This is a genomic window from Hyphomicrobium sp. DY-1, assembly GCF_047497105.1.
Lineage (GTDB): Bacteria > Pseudomonadota > Alphaproteobacteria > Rhizobiales > Hyphomicrobiaceae > Hyphomicrobium_B.
Genome location: NZ_CP134870.1, coordinates 2,928,695 through 2,948,584, shown reverse-complemented (window position 1 = coordinate 2,948,584; position 19,890 = coordinate 2,928,695). Strand labels below are relative to the sequence as shown.

Annotated in this window: 22 protein-coding genes; 5 read left to right on the top strand and 17 right to left on the bottom strand. The window is 59.2% G+C overall.

From position 1 onward, the window contains the following. Positions 1-116: 116 nt before the first annotated feature. The 9 genes from RLW41_RS14215 to RLW41_RS14175 form a co-directional block, all read right to left on the bottom strand. Positions 117-752, bottom strand: a complete 636-nt coding sequence (locus tag RLW41_RS14215) for a helix-turn-helix domain-containing protein (RefSeq protein WP_414461892.1) — start codon at positions 750-752, stop codon at positions 117-119. A gap of 245 nt (positions 753-997) precedes the next feature. Further along, positions 998-2,281, bottom strand: coding sequence for a porin (locus RLW41_RS14210; protein ID WP_414461891.1), 1,284 nt, complete (start codon positions 2,279-2,281; stop codon positions 998-1,000). 190 nt (positions 2,282-2,471) lie between these two features. Then, entirely contained in the window at positions 2,472-3,212 is a 741-nt protein-coding gene (locus RLW41_RS14205) for an RBBP9/YdeN family alpha/beta hydrolase (RefSeq protein ID WP_409562318.1), read from the bottom strand. A 252-nt stretch (positions 3,213-3,464) separates the two neighbouring features. Continuing rightward, entirely contained in the window at positions 3,465-4,499 is a 1,035-nt protein-coding gene (locus tag RLW41_RS14200; protein WP_409562317.1) for a sulfate ABC transporter substrate-binding protein, read from the bottom strand. A gap of 203 nt (positions 4,500-4,702) precedes the next feature. After that, on the bottom strand, positions 4,703-5,278 hold the full coding sequence (locus RLW41_RS14195) for a DUF3299 domain-containing protein (protein ID WP_414461890.1): 576 nt from the start codon (positions 5,276-5,278) through the stop codon (positions 4,703-4,705). A gap of 25 nt (positions 5,279-5,303) precedes the next feature. After that, the gene (locus RLW41_RS14190; protein WP_409562315.1) at positions 5,304-6,563 is read right to left on the bottom strand and encodes an ABC transporter permease; all 1,260 of its coding nucleotides are present in this window, start codon (positions 6,561-6,563) and stop codon (positions 5,304-5,306) included. After that, complete coding sequence (locus tag RLW41_RS14185; RefSeq protein ID WP_414461889.1) at positions 6,560-7,318, bottom strand: ABC transporter ATP-binding protein; 759 nt, start codon at positions 7,316-7,318, stop codon at positions 6,560-6,562. Before RLW41_RS14185 ends, RLW41_RS14190 begins: the two co-directional genes overlap by 4 nt. A gap of 3 nt (positions 7,319-7,321) precedes the next feature. Next, complete coding sequence (locus RLW41_RS14180) at positions 7,322-7,903, bottom strand: DUF2796 domain-containing protein (RefSeq protein WP_414461888.1); 582 nt, start codon at positions 7,901-7,903, stop codon at positions 7,322-7,324. A 154-nt stretch (positions 7,904-8,057) separates the two neighbouring features. Next, positions 8,058-8,429: a hypothetical protein gene (locus RLW41_RS14175; RefSeq protein ID WP_414461887.1), complete on the bottom strand. Its 372-nt coding sequence runs from the start codon at positions 8,427-8,429 to the stop codon at positions 8,058-8,060. Between the two features lie 209 nt (positions 8,430-8,638). On the opposite strand from RLW41_RS14175, the gene RLW41_RS14170 reads away from it, so the two are divergent. Further along, positions 8,639-10,618: a sensor histidine kinase gene (locus RLW41_RS14170; RefSeq protein WP_414461886.1), complete on the top strand. Its 1,980-nt coding sequence runs from the start codon at positions 8,639-8,641 to the stop codon at positions 10,616-10,618. A gap of 170 nt (positions 10,619-10,788) precedes the next feature. After that, positions 10,789-11,223, top strand: coding sequence for a response regulator (locus tag RLW41_RS14165; protein WP_414461885.1), 435 nt, complete (start codon positions 10,789-10,791; stop codon positions 11,221-11,223). Between the two features lie 54 nt (positions 11,224-11,277). Here RLW41_RS14165 and RLW41_RS14160 read toward each other — a convergent pair whose 3' ends face one another. Then, positions 11,278-12,657: a CHASE3 domain-containing protein gene (locus RLW41_RS14160; RefSeq protein ID WP_414461884.1), complete on the bottom strand. Its 1,380-nt coding sequence runs from the start codon at positions 12,655-12,657 to the stop codon at positions 11,278-11,280. A 599-nt stretch (positions 12,658-13,256) separates the two neighbouring features. Between RLW41_RS14160 and RLW41_RS14155 the strand changes: the two genes are divergently transcribed. The 3 genes from RLW41_RS14155 (at position 13,257) to RLW41_RS14145 (ending at position 14,268) form a co-directional block, all read left to right on the top strand. Beyond that, positions 13,257-13,430, top strand: a complete 174-nt coding sequence (locus tag RLW41_RS14155; RefSeq protein WP_414461883.1) for a DUF1328 domain-containing protein — start codon at positions 13,257-13,259, stop codon at positions 13,428-13,430. 95 nt (positions 13,431-13,525) lie between these two features. After that, on the top strand, positions 13,526-13,663 hold the full coding sequence (locus RLW41_RS14150; protein WP_414461882.1) for a hypothetical protein: 138 nt from the start codon (positions 13,526-13,528) through the stop codon (positions 13,661-13,663). 146 nt (positions 13,664-13,809) lie between these two features. After that, on the top strand, positions 13,810-14,268 hold the full coding sequence (locus tag RLW41_RS14145) for a PRC-barrel domain-containing protein (RefSeq protein WP_414461881.1): 459 nt from the start codon (positions 13,810-13,812) through the stop codon (positions 14,266-14,268). Positions 14,269-14,360: 92 nt separating this feature from the next. Here the strand turns inward: RLW41_RS14145 and RLW41_RS14140 are convergent, their stop codons facing one another. The 7 genes from RLW41_RS14140 to cbiE form a co-directional block, all read right to left on the bottom strand. Beyond that, the gene (locus RLW41_RS14140) at positions 14,361-15,164 is read right to left on the bottom strand and encodes a response regulator (RefSeq protein ID WP_409562309.1); all 804 of its coding nucleotides are present in this window, start codon (positions 15,162-15,164) and stop codon (positions 14,361-14,363) included. A gap of 89 nt (positions 15,165-15,253) precedes the next feature. Further along, on the bottom strand, positions 15,254-15,808 hold the full coding sequence (locus RLW41_RS14135) for a sigma-70 family RNA polymerase sigma factor (RefSeq protein WP_013946342.1): 555 nt from the start codon (positions 15,806-15,808) through the stop codon (positions 15,254-15,256). Beyond that, positions 15,805-15,963, bottom strand: coding sequence for a NepR family anti-sigma factor (locus tag RLW41_RS14130; RefSeq protein ID WP_244420968.1), 159 nt, complete (start codon positions 15,961-15,963; stop codon positions 15,805-15,807). The genes RLW41_RS14135 and RLW41_RS14130 overlap by 4 nt, the downstream gene beginning before the upstream one ends. A 233-nt stretch (positions 15,964-16,196) precedes the next feature. Next, positions 16,197-17,519, bottom strand: a complete 1,323-nt coding sequence (locus tag RLW41_RS14125; protein WP_414461880.1) for a cobyrinate a,c-diamide synthase — start codon at positions 17,517-17,519, stop codon at positions 16,197-16,199. Continuing rightward, a complete protein-coding gene (gene cobM / locus RLW41_RS14120; RefSeq protein WP_414461879.1) occupies positions 17,516-18,277 on the bottom strand; it encodes a precorrin-4 C(11)-methyltransferase in 762 nt (253 codons plus the stop codon). The genes RLW41_RS14125 and cobM overlap by 4 nt, the downstream gene beginning before the upstream one ends. Continuing rightward, on the bottom strand, positions 18,274-18,660 hold the full coding sequence (locus RLW41_RS14115; protein WP_409562306.1) for a cobalamin biosynthesis protein: 387 nt from the start codon (positions 18,658-18,660) through the stop codon (positions 18,274-18,276). The genes cobM and RLW41_RS14115 overlap by 4 nt, the downstream gene beginning before the upstream one ends. Beyond that, complete coding sequence (cbiE, locus tag RLW41_RS14110; RefSeq protein ID WP_414461878.1) at positions 18,657-19,880, bottom strand: precorrin-6y C5,15-methyltransferase (decarboxylating) subunit CbiE; 1,224 nt, start codon at positions 19,878-19,880, stop codon at positions 18,657-18,659. The genes RLW41_RS14115 and cbiE overlap by 4 nt, the downstream gene beginning before the upstream one ends. Positions 19,881-19,890: the final 10 nt, after the last annotated feature.

The window sequence follows — 19,890 nt, the reverse complement described above, 5'->3', positions numbered from 1 at the left end:
CATTTCCGCGCCTCTGCTAATGCGAACAGAGCGCATACTATGTGAGAGGCCGCGCCCCTCTAAGGAAGAAGAGTTGCTAAGCATTTTCGATTGCCGAATGAATGGGAGAGATGACGTCAGACTTGGCGTTTACGAGAACTCGTTGCTTCAAACGAACTCGAGACAAGCAACGCCGTTGCGTCTTTTTCGCCGGGATTGAAAAAGGTGTGCGCAGCATCGCCGTTGAAAAGGGCGGCATCACCGCTCGAAAGACGCATTGGCGTCTCTTCGCCGACGGTAATTTCTAATTGACCGGCGATCATCACCAGCGTTTTTTTGCTGCCCGACGGCGACGTCCGGAACGTCTCGATGTAACGCGGTGCGATAGTCACCTCATAGATCTCCACGCTCTGAGGCTCGCCCCATGGAAAAAGCGCGCGGCTGATAAATCCGCCTTCGCTCGACGCCACGATGGTTGCGCGATCATGCGGAATGACGATCGTGTCTTTGACGCCTGGGTTCGAAATCAGCCCGGAAACCGAAACGTTCAAAGCTTCCGCAATGCGCCCCAATAGGTTGATGGTCGGCGCACTTTTGCCTGTCTCAATCTGCCCGAGCATCGCCCGGCTGACGCCAGAAACGGAGGCAAGCTGCTCCAGAGACAACCCTTGCCGACGGCGAAGATGACGGAGATTTTCGCCGACGATCCTCGACAGCTTAGTCGATGCCCCCGCGATCGAGTGGAGCTGCGGACTGTCTTCTTTTCTTGCCATCGCAATCGCCATCGGCCTACTCGCAGTCGAGTGATCCTCTGCGAATACAGATAGCCGAGCTACGATACCGTCAGAACGAAGAAGAAATGCTGAGCTTATGCGGCGCCTTCAATAACGGCCGCCCGAAAAATGACAGTGCTTCTTATAAAATTGCGAGAAGAAGGACACTCGATGGTCCTCCTTCTCGCGAGAGTCTGACGGGAGGGTCAGAAATTCGTACGTATCTTAACCCTGGCGCCCCAAGATCAGAAGTTGATCTTCGCGCCTGCAATGACCTGCTGCATGGCCGAAAGCTCCGTGGGTGCCGTGTTAGGCACATTGCCGACAGTGACGTCGCCATCGACATGCTGATAGACAAGGTACATCGTCATCTCGGCAGCTTCGAAGTTCTGAGCCGCGCCCAGCGCCCAGAAATTGATGTTGGCATTCTGCGTCTGAAGTGTGCCCGAACCGTTTACGTTTGAACCAGCTTCATCGCGCCGATATTCACCGAAGAAATTCGTCTTACCGAACGAATTCCATTTGTTTTCGATACCGCCCTGCACGAACCATGTGAGATCGTTATCATCGACAAGGTTCTTGATCCCCGGCGCCACGAGATTGGCACGGGTATCGTTATTCTGATCGCCGTAACCACTGTAAACGTAGAGACCTGTCGGGACGTGCTGAATGAGACCGGCGACACCCCACCATTCGCAGTTCATGCCATTGTAGGGTGACGACGAAGAGCCCTGGCACGGCGTCGAAGCACCGTCAGTCGAGTTTCCGTAACCCGCGCGAGCCGTATATCTGAAATCACCCGCCTCTCCGACATAAGAGACAAGCATGTCCCAGACATCGTCCTCGCCCCACGAGGTGGCAAAGGTGAAGCCTCCAAACGTCGGCGTTTCATAGCGCACAACGTTACGACGGCCGCTATCGCCTGGTGTCGAGTTGTTGAAACCGCGCAGCGCATCCGACCAGCGCAATTGCGTTGTGCTCGTAGGCGATGCCTTAATGAAATTGCCGGCCTTATCACGCAGAAAAAAGTTCTGCATGTAGTCCGGCGCACCTTCCGCATCGTAGAAGTTTCGCGTCATCGTCGTGTCGGCATCGTCGAGCAAGTGATAGGTCGCCGTGCTTTCCTGTCCGACGGACACTTTGCCGAAGGTTTTGCTCTTCAGGTACCAGCTGCTTTTGCGAACGAGCAGGCTGTTGGCACCCGTCGAACCGTCCGGACTGTTTTGATCGAACTTCGAGCTATTGTCACCCCAAACGCCGATTTCGAGCAAATAGCCGGCCGAAAGATCCGGAGTGACCCGTGCTTCGCCGACGAACCTGAAGCGCGACTGCTCAACCGGGTTGGTTCCAACGTAGGCGTTGCTTTCGTGACCGTCGTCCCACCAGATGACATTCTCGTTGACCCAGCCGGAAACCGTCAGGCTAACTTTGCGATTGCCCTTCCGCGCCGTCGTCGCTTCGAGTTCGGCGACGCGCTCTTCAAGATCCGCGCAGCAATCTCCCCCGAGATCCGCAGCAGCGGCGGGCATCGCCCAGCCGCCAATCAAAAGAACGGCAGCCCCATATTGCCACCCCCGCCTTTTTCCCCACACTCGCTTCATGCCGTCAGACCCCATAAGATTGGCAGAATTTGCCTCTGCCTACCGCTTTGTTTTCAATAACTTTCTTTGTGAACGTCGGGCCGTGTCAATTGCTCAACGCGTCCATTACACTTTTCTGTCATAGCGGAGTGGCTATCTTGCCACCTATGATATCAGAGTCGGGGCCATACTCGGCCCGCCCCGCCGCGCGCAGCACGGCGGCAGCTCCGCCAAGGTCCCGAACATTGACCGAGCTCCCTTCGCGCCTCCGAAAACCGTAAGGCCGTCTCGCTAGCAAATGCTTTGTCTGGAAGCGCGACTGCAGCAGGCTGAGAGCTGCAAGGCGCTCCGATGATCGACGAAATTCCGCGGCCTTTCGCAGCCGTTCAAGCAGTGTCAAAGCCTCTGGCCATGGGCCAAACCCGGCGTCGGCATTGATATGGCCCGCAGCACCGAGATTGAGGTAATCGGCTCCCCAAAAACGCGACCAACGCTCAGCCGCCTCTGCCGACATCCACGGATCGTTACTGCTCGCAACGACGATCGTTGGAAAGGCCAGCCGCTTTGCCGGAAGAAAATCGGCGACGCCAAAGTGTTCGGGGTCGGCCGGTGCAACGAGCAGCACACCGCTGATTCGTTCCGCGTGATCGCTGGCGGCTTGTACGGCGGCAAGGACGCCGAACGAGTGGGCAGCGACGAAGATCGATCCCTGAGCCCGGACGATCTCACGTCTGATCCGGGCCGACCATTCCGGCAGATGCGGATCGTTCCAATTGCGTTGTGTGACGCGGACGCTGCCGGCGACGCGATGCTGAAGCCAAGTCTGCCAATGCGTCGGCCCGCTAGAATGGAGGCCAGGTACGATGAGGGTCGTGGACATGAAAGTCATCCTCGAATGCAGAGCCGTAAGCGGCTCTTGAATTTATGGGTTTGTTCGTCAGGAAGGCTGGCGCCGAAGACATTCGACATTTCTGGAAGCCCTCCAGGCAACAGCTCTCGCGCTTATGCATTCGCATCGACTCGGTTCTCTCTTCTGATGATCCTTCGCGCGCCGCCCAGTCCCACGCCCATTGGCAAAAATTGCAATGAGAACATCAGAATTGGCGCGGCGCACGGCTTTAAATTGAAGGTTTCAGCTTTTATTTCCGGGCGTATAGATCTGATCGAAGATGCCGCCGTCAGCAAAGTGCTTAGCCTGCGCCTTCGCCCAACCGCCAAAAACATCGTCGACGGTGAAAGTCTTCACAGGCGCAAACTGGCTTGCGTATTTAGCAGCGACTTTTTCGTCACGCGGACGATAGAAGCTCTTCGCTGCGATCTCCTGCGCCGGTTCGCTGTAGAGATGCTCGAGATAGGCGTGCGCGACCTCACGCGTACCGTGCTTGTCGACGACCTTATCGACGACGGCAACGTTCGGTTCAGCGAGGATGGACACCGAAGGCGTTACGATCTCAAACTTGTCAGGACCAAGTTCTTTGAGCGAAAGATACGCTTCGTTTTCCCAGGCAATCAGCACATCGCCGATGCCACGCTCGACGAATGTCGTCGTCGATCCACGTGCGCCTGAATCGAGAACCTTGGTGTTCTTGTAGATCTTGCCAACGAAATCCTTCGCCGTTTGCTCGTTGCCCCCCGGCTGCTTCAGCGCATACCCCCACGCCGCGAGATAATTCCATCGCGCGCCGCCCGACGTCTTCGGATTGGGGGTGACGACCTCGACGCCGTCCTTAGCAAGATCCGGCCAGTCCTTGATGCCCTTCGGATTGCCCTTACGGACAAGGAACACGATTGTTGACGTATAAGGCGCCGAATTGTTCGGGAACTGCTTGATCCAGTCGGCTTTGACCAGATCGCCGTTCTTATGCAGGGCGTCGATGTCTGCGGCCAGAGCCAGCGTTACAACGTCGGCATCAAGACCATCGATGACCGCCCGCGCCTGCTTGCCGGAGCCGCCATGCGATTGCTTGATCGTGACGGTGTCGCCGGTCTTGGCTTTCCACCACGATGCGAATTCCTTGTTGTAGGCCTGATAAAGCTCGCGCGTGGGATCGTACGAGACGTTGAGCAGCGTGATGTCTTTGGCTGCCGCGAGACCGGAAAATCCGGCGAGCCCCAGGCCCAGCGCCGCGCCGATGGCGGTTCGGCGGGTCAAAGTATGGATTGACATAAGGAACCTCTCAAGGTGTGCGTTAACCTGAGAGCGAACCTATTGGGCGACATGTCCTCCGCGAACGAAGAAGAACTGCTGAGCTTATGAGAGGCCCCGCGCCGCGAAACACGCACACCTCGAATCGACCGCAGACTAAAATAACAACCTAGACAAGGGCGCCCGAGAAGATTTTCATCCTCCGGACAGCCACTTGCATCGCGCTATTGCTTTCGCGGCTCCACGCTATCTGCGGTCATTGTGTAGCCGGCATCCGCGAGCCCAGTCGAAGCGAGACTCGTGCTGATTTTTCCCGTCACGGTCACCGGATCGAATTGTCCGCCGACTTCGAATCCCTTGTCCGTTTTCACGTAGATGATCTGGTTGGCCGGCGGCGGCGGCACGTGAATGCACGCGCCGACGAACGGCACCAGCAGAAATTCCTTCACCGTCGTCGCGTCGAAATCGAGCGGCACGACATACCCCCCGATGGAAACAGTCTGGCCGTTAAGCGCCTGGTTGATCGCCGGAGGCCTGTCATCGCCCGGCTGATGCCGCTTCACCGACATGAAGCGTCCTTCCGGCAACGGCGGCGGGGGCGGCCCGGCATCCGACAACGGCACCGAACCGCCGAAGAATGTCTTGGACTTCATCACGGTATTGGCGGCTGGCATGGTCTTCGGAATGAGGTCCGCCCATTTCAGTTGCCGCGGAGCTTCGGCCGCAGCGCTCGACGCCATTCCGGCAAGAAGCGCGAGCGGCAAAAACGCCCTCGATACCGACACGAATAACGACGTCATGTTCTCCTCCAATCGAGGCTTCATCTCAAATTCTAACCATCATGCCGTCGGCGAGCGACAGCCTGTAGGCACGCAACGCGGGTAGCAGTCCGGCCAGGAAACCGGCCACGACGATCGCGCCGAGCTTCAACCACTCATCAGGGCGTGGGGGGTCGATAGGAAGGCTCAGACCATACGTGTGATCGATGTAAGGCCGCGCCAGATAAAGTCCCGCATAAAGCCCCACGGTCCCGATGACCACCCCCGCGAGCGTCAACAGCCCACCTTCGACCGCGAGAAGCCCCAGCACCGTCGCTGGCGTCGCTCCCACGGATCGCAGAATGGCCATTTCGCGCCGTCGCTCGTTAAGCGTCGTCAGGATCATCGTCACCATGCCGAGCAGCGCCGTCGCGACCACCATCGCCGAGACCACCGACAGCGCCGTCTCCGCTGTTCCGATCAGTCCCCAAAGCTCCTGCAAAGCAACGCCCGGCATGATCGCGGACAACGGCTCTTCCTCATAGTTGTTGATCCGCCGCTGCACCTTGAACGTCGCGAGTTTGGATTTCAGACCCACCAGCGCAGCCGTGATCGCCCGCGGAGTCAAATCCATCTTGCGCACTTGATCTGCCGATATGCTCTGCCCCGGCACCGGCGCGCCGTTCTGCCAGTCGATGTGGATCGCCTCGATCGCTTCGAGACTGACATGCACTGTGCGATCAATCGGCGTTCCAGTCTTCGCCAGAATGCCCGAGACGCGAAACGGCTTGTCTTCGTGCTCGATGAACGAGATCGAGCCGACACCGTGCGCCACGACGATCTTATCACCGACCTTGTAGCCAAGTTGCTCGGCCACATCCGAACCGATCACGGCGTCGAACAAATCCTTGAACGGACCGCCCGCAGCGAACTGCATCGTCTGCCCGTGGCGGAATTTGTAATGCGTGAAATAATCCTGGTTGGTGCCGAGCACGCGGAAGCCATGATGGCTGTCCCCCAGCGACAGCGGCACGATCCAGGAAACTTCTGGCATCTTAGCGATGTCCTGATAGCTCTTCCACGTCACGTTGTTGGTGGCGTTGCCGATGCGAAAGACCGAGTAAAGCAGCAGGTTCAAGCTGCCGCTTCGCGCGCCGACGATGAGATCCGTGCCGGAAATGGTATCGGCGAAGCTCTCGCGCGCACCCGTCCGTACCTTCTCGACACCGAGCAGAAGCATGACGCTCATCGCAATGGCGAGTACCGTCAATAAAGCCGTCACCCAGCGATTGAGCAGCGATTGAAAAGCAAGTCGCGCAATCATCATGACCGGCCACCGCGCTGCGATTGAGCGATATCCTGTAGGCGGACGACCCGGTCGAAATGCCCAGCTAGTCCTTCATCGTGGCTGACCATGATTACGCTGGCATCCACCTCCCTGCTTTGCGCAAAGAGTAGTTTCAGAAATGCGCCTTCCGTGTTTCGGTCCAGCGCCGACGTCGGCTCGTCGGCCACGATGATTTGCGGTGCGCCGATCAATGCGCGTGCCGCGGCCACACGCTGTTGCTGACCGACGCTCAAGCTAGCGGCCTTGCTCGTCGCGATCACGGTTTCATCGAGGCCCAGCGCCAGCAAAAGGCGTTTCGCGACATCTTCCAAAGGCCCCTCACGCAACGCATTCTCACGGCGCAACTTCGAAAAGCGGAGCGGCAAAAGCACGTTGTCGATCAGCGATCCATAAGGAAGCAGATTGAACATCTGAAAAATGATTCCGAAGTGGTCGACGCGAAACCGGTCGCGCGCGGCGCCGCCGAGTGCCGCCATGTCCTCCCCGCTCACTTCGATCCTGCCACTATCCGGTACGACGATGCCGGCAAGCAGACTGAGAAACGTGCTCTTCCCGCTGCCCGACGGCCCGAGCAGCAAAAGCTTCTCGCCGCGGCGAAGTTTGAAGCGATTGATTGTCAGCGTGAACGGAGACAGTCCCGGCCACGAATACCTGACATCAGCGAATGAAACCGCATCGAGAGGGCTCTTGCCCTCTCTCGCGGCCGCCGGTGAAGCCACCATCGGCTCGTTCATCGCTTACATCACGCCCGTGAGATCGAGCGTCGGCTTTTCGCGCGTCATCTGCGCCTGCGTCTGCCCTTTCGGCGTCGTGACGTTGACATTCAGCAGCTGACCACCTGCAAAGTCGGTGAAGTATGCTGTTTCCAAGCCCGTGACGCTTTCCGGCGCCTCGCACGTGATGGTGTAAGTCGCGTGAAACTCTGAATGCTGCGGCTCGCCCGGCTTGTCGTCGTCATCATCCTTTTCGCCCGGATGATGTGTTTCCTTGCGGCTTTCGACATTCGCCGTGTCGGTCTTGCACTTTGCAGCGGACGGCAGCTTGAAGACATTCAGTACATCTGCGAGCTGCGCCTTGGCTTTCTCGACCTTCGCCTTCTGCTCATCCGTCGTTGCGACGTGCTCGAACCCGACAATGTCCATGCCGGGGGCAACAAGCTCCATCTCGATCTTGTTGCCTTCGATGGCGATATCGAGCGTACCCTGACCGTGCACATGCGGTCCGAGCTGGCGATGCTCTGCCTGGTCTGCGAGGACGGGCAGTGACACGAGAATGGCCAAGGACGCGATTGTCGATCTGGCTGTTGAAGCGGTGATCATGAAAATCTCCAACGGGTGATGAGTTGCGGCATGCCGCGCATGCGCCGCGCTAGCCGGCATGAACCGAGGCTCTGGTGCCATCGTGCCTGACCGGCAATTGAATCAAAAAAGGAAAGCAGTTCGCAGCGCGCACGTGCGCCCTGCAGAGTCGGCGTCAGCCGAGTGCGATGGGCGGCGGTCCCCGTGCACGCACTTCAGTCAGCCGTGCGAGGCTGACCGTCTGCGGTTCGTCGGCTTGGAGCCGAATACCATGCGCGACTGCCGGCAACGGCATGTCGAATGAAACCGGCGTGAGCGACGTCGCCGCTATTGCCGTTGCCCAACACAGAATGCAACCGTCGTGATCATGCTGGTGAGGCGCGCAAGGGTGGTCATTTGACGGACGGCACATGCCCGCCGTCATCGCCCGGGATTCAATGCCCGTACCGCGCGAAATGTGATGATGAAAGTCGGCAACAGCCATCTGAACGCCGAACGCGAAAAGCGTCAGCCAAAGCAGTCTCAGGCGGAGTCGCGCGCTGATCATCGATCCCCAAACATCTTGCCCGGCGCAGAGTTCGACCGATCTTGTGTCACAATCGTGGCGTCCGCCGACGGCGACATCTTGGTAACCCCGTGGCAAGATGGATAACGCTCAGAATAGGTCCAAAGCGCAAGTGGGAACCATTGAGACAATTAGGCATTTTCATCTGACTGCAGGGTTTGGCGAACCATGAACACGATAAGAAACGGATTGTGAACAATAATCTTTTGCAGAGGTTCTTCAGACCTCATCTCGCTCGAATGCTGCCGCACTTCCTCTTTCCAAGAGAGCCGTCCCGCCTGCTCGCTTACGCGCTTTGCCTCGGTATCCTTCTGCCGTCGCTGACGTTCGCCGCATATCTGCTGAACCAGCTCCATGCACGCGAATTGAGCATTCTCCATCAGTCCGCCGAAAGCCGGGCGTTGCTGGCAGCGTCCTATTTCGATGAACGCATGGCAAGCCTCGTTTCGAGCCTTAAGGAGCTCGCGAGCCCTCCGGCGGAAGCTTCGGAAAGCGTTTACGACCATCTGAAATCGGAACTTGGCCGTAACGGGATTCTCGTCTTCAATCGCGCGGCCAACCTCGATCTGCTATCTCCAACAAGCGGCGCCGATGCCGCCATCGCCGCGCTTGACGCACCCGCGCGCAGCGCAGCTGCCGCCGCCCTAGCGACCCTTGCGCCCCAGATCACACCGTACGGCATGGCAGCGAAGGGCGGAGTGAACATCTGGATCGCATCGACCGATAAAGCCGCGCCTCCTGTCGTGCTCCAAGCGCGCATTCCGTCGGCCTATCTCGCCGCAACATTGAAGAATTTCGTCTCGGACGGTCCGTGGTCGATTTCCATCGTCGGCGGCGATGGCCAAGTTTACGCCGAGGTCAACGGCAAGCCTCTCAATGCGTCCTATTCCGGGGCGGCAGACAACCCGTCCCTCGTCGAAGCGTTCGCCGATACGTCGCAATTCGGCTGGAAAATCGCGGCTGGGGTTCCATCCCGATCCATAGAACTTCACACTCGGCGCAACTGGATGACCTTCGTGGCGATTTCTTCTTTGCTCGCCATTGCTTCGTTTACCGGAGCGACACTGTTAACACGGAGCGTAATAGAAGAATCGAACTCGGATTTGGCCCAAGCTCCCCGCATGCCATCGTCAATTGATCGCCCGTCAAAAACGAGATCTGGCCTGATGTCCATCCCAGCAGCCGATGATCGCGCGCGCGCGGCATTGAAAGCCGGCAACGTCGGCCTTTGGGAATGGGACCTCCGGTCAGGCGCGATCCACTGGGACGCCGAAATCGCTCGGATATTCGGTCACGCGGTAAATGGCGATCAGCTCGCCCATCGCCTGCTGCGACTTGTCGAACCGAGTGACCGCCGCCCCCTGCTCAGCGCAATTTCGGCCTCTCTTGAGAACATGACGCCGCTCGCCGTCGAGGTCCGCGTACGACGTCTGGACGGTGAAGGCCGCTGGATCGCCCTCCGCGGCGCCGCAACGAAAATAGCGCGTGGAAAGATCTCTGTGTTATCTGGAGTTGCATATGACGTTACGGACCTGAAGGTCAGCCTTACGCGCACAGACGCACTACTGCGCGAAGTTTCCCACCGCTCGAAAAACCTTCTGGCGCTGATCCTGGCCATGGCCCGTCTGACGGCACGCGATGCCGTCGACGTCAAATCGCATTTGAAAGACTTCACATTGCGGGTCGCCGGTCTTTCTGCATCGCAAGATCTGATTGTCGCCTCCGACTGGCAATGTGTCGATCTCGCAACTCTGGCCTCAGCCGAAATCGGCGCCGTCGCACGAACCGACGCTGATCGCATCAGTGTCTCTGGGCCGCCGGTGTCATTGACTCCGGAAGCTGCACAGTCATTTGGCATGGTCCTGACGGAACTTGCACTCAATGCGGTCGAGCACGGCGCGCTTTCATCCGCAAAGGGGGAAGTCCATCTATCATGGAGCTTTCCAGACGCCGAAACCATCGAGATCATCTGGCACGAATCCGGAGGTCCACCATTTCTCGTAGACGGACCAAGAGGTTACGGCCGATCCGTCGTGGAAAGATTCTCGACCCAAGGCCTGAAACTATCGGTCCATGCCGCCGCCGGCATCGACGGCTTCAAGTGGACTTTGACAGGCCCACTGGCAAACGTCGGAGTGCGCGGCGGTCGCGAAGCTGAACCCTCCGTCTGAAGACGGCGGCTACCACGGACCGAAGTTAAGCAAAAAGACACAGTCGTACGTTGCGCGCGTCACACATGTGGAACCTTCTTCGGTTCGCCACGTTTCCGGAATCACAGACGCTGCCCGGCCCCATTTCGGTGGAATCGTAATCGGGCATCGTCTGTACTGCGGGGAAAACGATGAACGTCCTGATCACCGAAGATGAACCGATACTGGCCGACGAACTCGAAACCATCGTCAAGGATCTCGGCCACGAGGTCGTTGGCATTGCGGGATCATCGCGCGGCGCACTGAAGCTTGCTGAAACGTCGTTGTGCGATCTCGCTCTGGTCGACCTCCACCTCAGCGATGGAGCGACGGGGACGACCGTGGCACGTCACCTAAGTGAAGCATGGCAGGCGACCGTCATCTTCACGACGTCCAATCCCGGCCGCGTTCCTGAAGACTTCTCTGCGGCCTGCGGGGTGCTCGTAAAGCCGCTTTCCGAGCAGGCCGTGAAGTCGGCGATTTCTTTCGTCGCGGACTGCATCAAAACGGGCCACTCGGCACGTCCGAAGCCCCGTTCGCTACATCTTTCCCCGGCCTACGCAGCCCGCTGGAAAGTCGCCTGCTGACTTGGCGCACGCGGCACACGTTTGTGAAACATTTTCCTCGATCACGACCGTCGCCTACGCTGACGGCGGACGCCCTTCGTGCTGCGGCGATGTCAGTTGCTGGGGGTCGGAGAGAACGAGATCGGTCAGGGTAACGATGACACGCGTTCCGGGTTTGTCTGTTCCTGGACGCATGGTTTCGTAAGAAATCGTTCCGGAAAACTGTCGCGTCAGCAACGCAGCGATTTTGGTTCCGAGCCCCTCGGAGTGTTGTACCGCTCCGTCATGATCTGCGGTGGATGAGACTACGGCACCGCCGCCGACACCAATGCCATCGTCCTCAACGACGAGTTCTGCGCCACTCTCACCCTTCCGTTTCAAGAGAACGTTGACGCACCCCGACCCGCTCTCACCGAAAGCATGCTTGAAGGAATTCACCACGAACTCCTGCGTCAGCACGCACAGCGACGTCGCAACCTGCGCCGATGCAAGCAACGGCGGCACGTCGACCATCAGCGCAATACGGTCTTCTCCTGCGGCTTCAACAACATCATCGAGCACGGCCTGGATCAGCGTATCGATTCGCACAAGCTCCAGATCGTTGACGACGTTAATACGCCGCTGCGCGCTGGCGATGGCATGGATGCGGTCGCGCGCCCCGATCAGCGTCTTCAGGGATTTTGGGTCCGTCGTATGCCGAATATGCAAATTGATGAAGCCGACGACCAGCGCCAGTGTGTTGCCGATCCTATGCGTAACGTCACGCAGCAGTGCTTCAGCACGCTCCCGCTCCGCTTCCGCCCGGTCGCGCTCGATGGCCAGTTCTTCCGTACGCGACCTTACGCGCTGTTCGAGAGACCTATTCGCCGACGTCAAGGTCAGAGCCGTAAGCTCAAGAGCAGCCACCCGCTGGCGCTCGCGGATCATAGCCACAAGAGCTAGCGCCGCGCACGCCAGAAGCGTGGCCAGCATCGCGCCGAGAAGCCATGAACTTTGCCGGCGGAATTGCTTGAGTTCCCTGCGATAGAGCATCTGCTCTTGCTGCTTTGCGGCTGCTATCTGGCTTCGCAACCGCTCCATGATTTTGCCGCCGAACTCATCGGCGCCGAACGGGCGAGGCGACACATCACCGCCCTTACCCGCAGCGGCCATGTTCTTATCGAGAACCTCAAGCCGCTCTTTGATCGTCTGGTGTATCGACTCGATCACCGCGATCTGCCCAACGTTACCAGCGACCAGACGGACGAGGTTATTATGGATGAGCGAGACGGCGCCCTTCGCCGATTGATAGGGCTTCAGATAGCTTTCGTCCTTCGTCAGCAGATAGCCAAGCTGCCCGTTTTCGAGATCTTGCGTAGCGCTGAGCCACTTGGTCAGTTCCTGCTGGACGAGCTGTGTATGTGTAACCTCGTCGGCGGACTTGACCATCCACTGCCATGCGACGATCGCCGTCATCCCTGACAACACGGCGATCACTATCCAGATGAGCAGCGTTCGAGTCGCGTTCCAGGTAGGAAACAACGAGACGTTCCGAAATATGTTGAAACCAACCATAACAAGTGCAGCATATCCAGGACTTCTCCTGGAATGCTACGACATCCACACCTTTCCCCCGCGAGATCTAATCTTTTTAAGTTATCATGATTTGCGCGCGCCCGCCCACCGGCACACTACAGCTTCGGTAAACGCGGCTGAATCGGCATCCCACATGCTACACCAATCCCCGCCCTAGCAGACCTCTCAGACTTGTAATCCGTGTCGGTGGCTTTTTGGGGAACTGCCTGCAGGACGGCGCGTTTGTTCCATGTGACCGCGTCCCACACTCCCTCCCACTCCCCCCGTGGCCCAGGGGCGCGGCGCTTCCGATGAGAGTTCGCGACCGCTTTCCCCCGAGCGGCGCGAACTCTACATCTTTGGTCCATTCCAACCCATCGCGAACCCTAGTTTTACGACCCTCGTACCGTGGACTGCCCGCAAAGTCGCCGGAACTGCGAGCTTGGTGTGCACGTTAGATCGCCATTCGGGATATCAGATTAAACCGATCGGAGATCTGGATGGGAAATCTTCTGCACTACGCGATCGTATTCCTGATCGTCGCGCTTGTCGCCGCCGCTTTCGGATTTGGCGGCCTGGCCGGTACCGCAATGGAAGGCGCACGCATGATCTTCTGGGTGGCGATCGTTCTGTTTGTCGTGTCGCTCATTGCCAACTTCGTCCGCCGGGTTTGATCAAAAAGTCGTCAGGCCGACTGAAAGGATTCGCAAATGGACGGGAACCGCATCCAAGAAAACTGGATACAGTTCACCGGCAAAGCCAAGGAGCAATGGGCAAGCTGACAGATGACGATCTTCAAATCGTCGCCCGCTGGCGTGAGAAGCTCGAAGGCAAACTGCAGGAGCTTTACGGCTACGACAAAGCTCAGATCCGCAAGGAAGTCGACGACTGGCTGTCGCCTGTCTAGCAATAATGTCCCTGTGTTGATTTTCTGCGGCCGAGCGTCTTCGGCCGCTTTTTTTGATCTCCCGTAGAAAGGCCAAGTGCCCGCGAAAATCGGAACAAAAACGACGAGCGCAAGATTGACCAGATAGGAACGTCAGGGAGAGCGAAATGAAAAAAGCAAATATCTATCGCACCATGCTCGTCGCCGGGCTGGCAATCGCTCCGGTCGCGGCGACGACATCGGCATCGGCTCTGTCATTCGTGGCGACGCAGGGCGGAGGCGAACAAAGCACCGCGAGCGTCATTGGACTTCCAGTTGAGAATAACGCCGGCGACAAGCTTGGCGACATCAACTATCTCGTCCTCGACAATACCGGAATGATCAGCACGGCCGTTATCGGCGTCGGCGGTTTTCTCGGTGTCGGTGAAAAGAACGTCGGCATTCCCTACAACGAGCTGTCATTCACCGAGAAGAACGGCCGCCGTATCGCCACCGTCGACGCGACCAAGGAAACGCTGACGAATGCCCCGAGCTATACGTGGACTGAAAAGTCGGCGATGGAAAAAATGGGAGATCACGCCAAAAATTCCGTTTCGGGCTCGGAGACGAACAACTCGTCGAAATAATCCAAGCCTCGCTTTTCAGGCGCGAACAAACAATCGGGCGCGGAACAATTCTTTGTCCGCGCCCGAAAGTTCTAAAGCCTGAAGTCGCTATATCAGGCCGCGCGCTGTCCGGCCTTTTTCGATTTCAAGCCGAAGAACAGCGACTGGCTGATCATCGCCTTGACGACGGCAGGCTCGAACGGCTTCGTAATCAGGAACACGGGCTCAGGCTTGGTGCCGGTCAGCAGGCGTTCCGGGAACGCCGTGATGAAGATCACCGGCACACTGATGGTCTCGAGAATTTCGTTGACCGCTTCGAGGCCTGAACTGCCATCGGCAAGGTGGATATCAGCAAGCACCAACGAGGGCGCTTTCCTCGCAACCTCTTCGACCGCCTCCTGATGCGTGCGGGCGACGCCCTGAACGCGATGGCCGATATCGACCACCAGCGCTTCGAGATCCATGGCGATCAGCGGCTCGTCCTCGATGATGAGAACGTCGGCCGAAAGCTGCTCTGCAATTTCGGCACCGGCCATTTGCAGCAGTTCTGTCACATGCGCGGGCGTCACGTCGAGAACCTGCGCAGCCTCGGCGGTTGAAAAACCTTCCACAGAGACCAGCAGGAATGCCTGCCGCGGCAGCGGCGTGATCGACTCAAGACGGCGCTCCGGCAGCGGCTTGTCGTGCGAGACTTCTTCCGCCGTATGATTGACGGCGAGCGAATTCCAGACCTTCGTGAAAGCTCGATAGAGCGCCACACGCGGTGCAATCGACTTATCGAATGCGTCGGAATCGGCAATCAGTGCTTCCAGAACGGCCGCTACATAGTTATCGCCTGAAGCCTGACTGCCGGTCAGCGAGCGGGCATATCGGCGGAGATAGGGAAGGTGGGGAGCAATAGATTCGGCAATCGACATTGTTCACCTCGTAAGCTCGTAATTGGCAAGAAGACAACGGCGCGTTCGGCACGCGATCATCTTTCGTTCAGTCGTTTCGTCCGTCCAACTCACCCTCGACTGACAGCCCGAGTGATGCCGACGAATTCTCCATTCGGATTGAAATTCTCACCGTCTTCGAAACCAAGAGCCTTGTTCAGCGCGACACGTGCGCGATTGACCCGGCTCTTGACCGTTCCGACCGCCGCATTGGTGATCTCTGCGGCTTCCTCATACGAAAAGCCCTCGGCTCCGACCAGCAGCAGCACTTCCTTCTGATCATCGCTCAAACTGCCGAAAGCCTTCTTGAAATCGACGAGGTCCATATGGACCTGCTGCTCCGGCATCACCGACATACGTTCCGCCAGCGCCCCATCGGCGTCCTCCACCTCACGGCGGCGCTTGCGAAGCTCTGAGAAATAGGTGTTGCGCAAAATGGTGAAAAGCCAGGCTTTTAGGTTCGATCCGCGCTCGAAACCTTCCAAATTCGACCATGCTTTAACGAGCGTGTCCTGCACGAGATCATCCGCGCGCGTCGGATCCCCGCACAGGGAATTCGCGAACGCGCGAAGATTCGGCACTGCACTGATCAACAGAGCCTGCAGGTCGTCGTCGGTCTTGGTCACGACTGGCCTCCTTGCCCTTGATCCTCCCGCTGCTTCAATTTCTGCAACAGCGCGACAAACCGATCAGGAACCGGCTCATTGATGAGTTCGATATAAGCCTCCCGCAACCGCTGGCCAATCTGGCCCTGCAGCTCGACCGGTAAGGGTGCCTGCATTGTGACTGAATCCCCCCGCTTGGGGTCACTGCCAGTGCCCATCGTACAAAGACCTTATTGACGGATTCCGTGGTAACTTTCGCTCGTACTCCGGGTTCCCGACGAACCTTCCAGACCTAAATGCATGACGATCCGAAAAGTTCCGCCCCCGCGGTAACCTATTGAATTGCGCGAATTCCGAGGTGCGCAGCTTCACCGAAAAATATAGCCCGACACGACCGCGAAACGGTAGCCTATCTATCGATAAAGTGAAAAAAGGATCCCGTTGCAAAGCCGCGGCGGCTCCCCCCATTTTGCAGCGCTTCTCCGTCGGAATTCTCCAGTTTGAAAAGCGGCGCGTCCGGAGACGCAAGAACGCACGAATAATGAAACTCGTGCCCCATCAGGATATCGCCCGGAGCCCCCAAAGGGCACGGCGCAACGAGCTCGGCTCGTCGATACCCGAGGTTCATTTTTCGCACTGCAAAAGATGTTTCCAACCCCAAAAGGCCGAGCATCTCGTGCCGCTCGCCGTCAGCATCGATCAATCCCGCGCCGAGCACCATGTACCCACCACACTCTCCATGAACGGGACGTGACTGCGCAAATTCGAAAATCGCTGCCTTAAACCGCCGGGCACTCGCGATCGCCCCCGCGTGCAGCTCCGGATACCCGCCGGGTAGCCAGACCACGTCGGCACTCGCGTCGGGCGCTTCGTCCGCGAGCGGTGAAAAGGGCAGGATCTCGGCACCTGCGGACCGCCAGCCCGCCAGCACGTGCGGATAAACAAATGAGAAGGCCGCATCGCGGGCGAGTGCAATCCGTTGTCCAGGCGGCGGCACCGGCCTTGGCTCACCCGCTTCCATACGTCCGCGAAATGCGCAGCCCATGATCTTATCGAGATCGACATGTGCTTCGATGAAATCCGCCAGCGCATCGAGACGGCTGTCCAGTTCCGCCGTCTCCTCGGCCTGGACAAGACCCAGGTGCCGCTCGGGCAGCACGACACCCGTTTCGCGCGGCAGTGCACCTGCGACCGGCAATCCGACGCGTTCGAGCGCGTCCGTCGCAAAGCGAATGTGGCGCGGGCTGCCTGCCCTATTCAAAATCACTGCCGCGATTGTCACGCCATCGCGATAGCCCTGAAATCCTCGCGCCACCGCAGCAGCAGTCTGCGATTGGCCCGAGATATCGAGGACGAGCACGACAGGCCATCCCGTGGCGGCAGCGATATCGGCACTGGCGCCGTTGCCCCAAAGACCCGGCCGCGACACCCCATCGAACAGCCCCATCAACGCCTCGCAAACGACGATATCGGCGCCTTGCGACGCATCCGATAGGATGTACGCGGCATGATCCGGCCGCATTGCCCAGCTATCGACATTGTACGACGACCGCCCTGCTGCGACGGCATGAAAAGCTGGGTCGATGTAATCCGGCCCGCACTTGAACGGCTGCACCCGCAGCCCGCGCCGCTGCAAAGCCCGCAGCAGGCCGAGCGTCACCGTCGTCTTGCCGGAGCCCGAACGCGGCGCCGCGATCATAATGCCGGGCGGCAGCGTCCGAGCTTCGCTCATGACACCCCGCCTCGGAACCGACGCCGATAATCGACGCTGTAAAGTGCGCTCTCGCGAAAATCGTCCCGCCCCAACGCGTCGCCGACCAGGATCAACGCCGTGCGCTCCGGACCTGCTTCGGCTGTCTTAGCCGCAATCGTCCCAAGCGTGCCGCGAATAACCTGCTCGTCCGGCCACGTCGCGCGATAGACGACGGCCGCCGGACAATCGGGGCCGTAGAAGGGCAGCAAACGGCGCACGACATCCGCAATCGCATGAATGGAAAGATGTACCGCCAGCGTCGCGCGCGTTGCGGCGAAAGCTTCGAGCTGCTCCGTTTCCGGCATCGACGACGCCCGCCCCGACGTGCGCGTCAACACAACGGATTGCGCCACTTCAGGTAACGTCAGCTCCCGACCAAGCACCGACGCAGCAGCCGCAAACGACGGCACGCCGGGGGTAATCGTATAGGAGATCCCGAGTTGGTCGAGCCGCCGCAACTGCTCGCCGAGTGCACTCCAGATCGAGAGATCGCCCGAATGCAGTCGCGCGACGTCCTTGCCTTCGCGCGTCGCCAACTCGATACGCGCCATGATTTCGTCGAGCGTCATCGGAGCCGTATCGACGATCTCGGCGCCGGGCGGGCAATGCGTCAGCAGCGCTTGAGACACAAGCGATCCGGCGTAAAGGCAGACCGGACATTTTGCGATGAGATCGCGCCCACGAACGGTGATGAGATCGGCGGCTCCCGGACCCGCACCGATGAAATGCACGGTCATGTCCCCTGCTCCCGTTCGTCCGCCGATTGCGCCGCCGCAATCGTGACATGACCGACTGTCCGCCGCGGCGCGATCAACCGCGATCCAGGCCCAGCACCGGCGAGGGCCGCCGCTTCCGCGATCGAGGCAACGCCGAACAGCGAAAGCGATCGCTCGGAGCGCGTCAGACAGTCCCCATTTCGTGCGCGCATGCTGTCAATCGTAACTGCACGATAGGCAAGCGACGCCTGTTGCGCCGCCTCCCGCACATGAGAGGCAAAAGCCGCTGCCTCAGACGTTGCAACTACGTCAGCGCCTCCCGCGCGCTGCCGCGCATCATTCAAAGCCGCTGCAAAGTCTCGTTGCTCCGCACGGCTATTGGCACCGATGCCGATCGCGATCATGAGGCACCTGCAGGCTTTTGCGCCACCCACTGCATGATCGGCAATGCCGGACGCCACGTCGTGCGCGATCCGACCGGCTCGGCGCGTTCAACGCTCAAGCGCGTCAACGTTCCACCATGTCCATGATAGGCAGCGAGCAGGCCAAGCTCGGATTCAATCGTGACGGCATTTGCGACGATCCGGCCGCCCGGCTTCAGCGCCGCCCAGCACGCTTCGATAACCGCGCCTCCCGCCGTGCCGCAGCCAATGAAAATGGCATCCGGCTCCGCTAATTCTCGAAGCGCATCCGGTGCCGCTCCAATCTCGATCCCAAGATGCGGTACACCCAGCGCGACCGCGTTGCGCATAGCCCGTGCCGCGCGCGCTTCATCACGCTCGATGCCGATCGCCCGGTTCGACGGATGTGCGAGCATCCACTCGATCCCGATCGAACCGCTTCCTGCGCCGACGTCCCACAGCAATTCGCCCGCTCCAGGTCTCAGCGACGACAGCGTAACCGAGCGGACTTCACGTTTCGTCAACTGTCCGTCATTCTCGAAATAGCTGTCAGGCAACCCGCTCGTGAAGGGGATCGCCTGCGCATCCGGCCCGGCGACCACTTTGATACCGATGATGTTCAAAGGATCGACGCTCGTAAAATCAAAAGTATCGGCGGTCGCCCGTCGGATGCGCTCGCGGCTGCCGCCAAGCGCCTCCATCACGATCATCTCGCTGTGTCCAAACCCAGCCGTCGTCAGCAATGCCGCGATTTCGCCTGCTGTAGTGCTATTCAGCGCCAACGCGAGAATGCGGCGCCCATGATGCACATGGCGACGGACGAGAGGCGTGTACCCAGGCATATTGAGACCGAGCGTTGTCACCTCTTGCAGCGGCCAGCCGAGCCGCGCTGCCGCAATTGAAAAGCTCGACGGCGACGACACCACCAGCATCTCATCAAGCGGAATGGACCGCGCGAGCGTCGCGCCAGCACCAAACCAGAACGGATCGCCGGAAACGAGCACCACAACCGGCGAACCGCGCCGCGCCAGGATCGTCGTGGCAGTAGCTTCGAGCGGTTTTTCCCATTCCGCTTTTTCACCGCGCGTGTCGCCAATCAAATCAAGATGTCGACGCCCGCCGATGATAAGATCAGCTCCATCGACGAGGCAAAGCGCCGCCGCGCTCAACCCCGAACGCCCGTCTTCGCCGATTCCGATTATGGACAACCAGCGTCCGCTCATGGCATTGCGC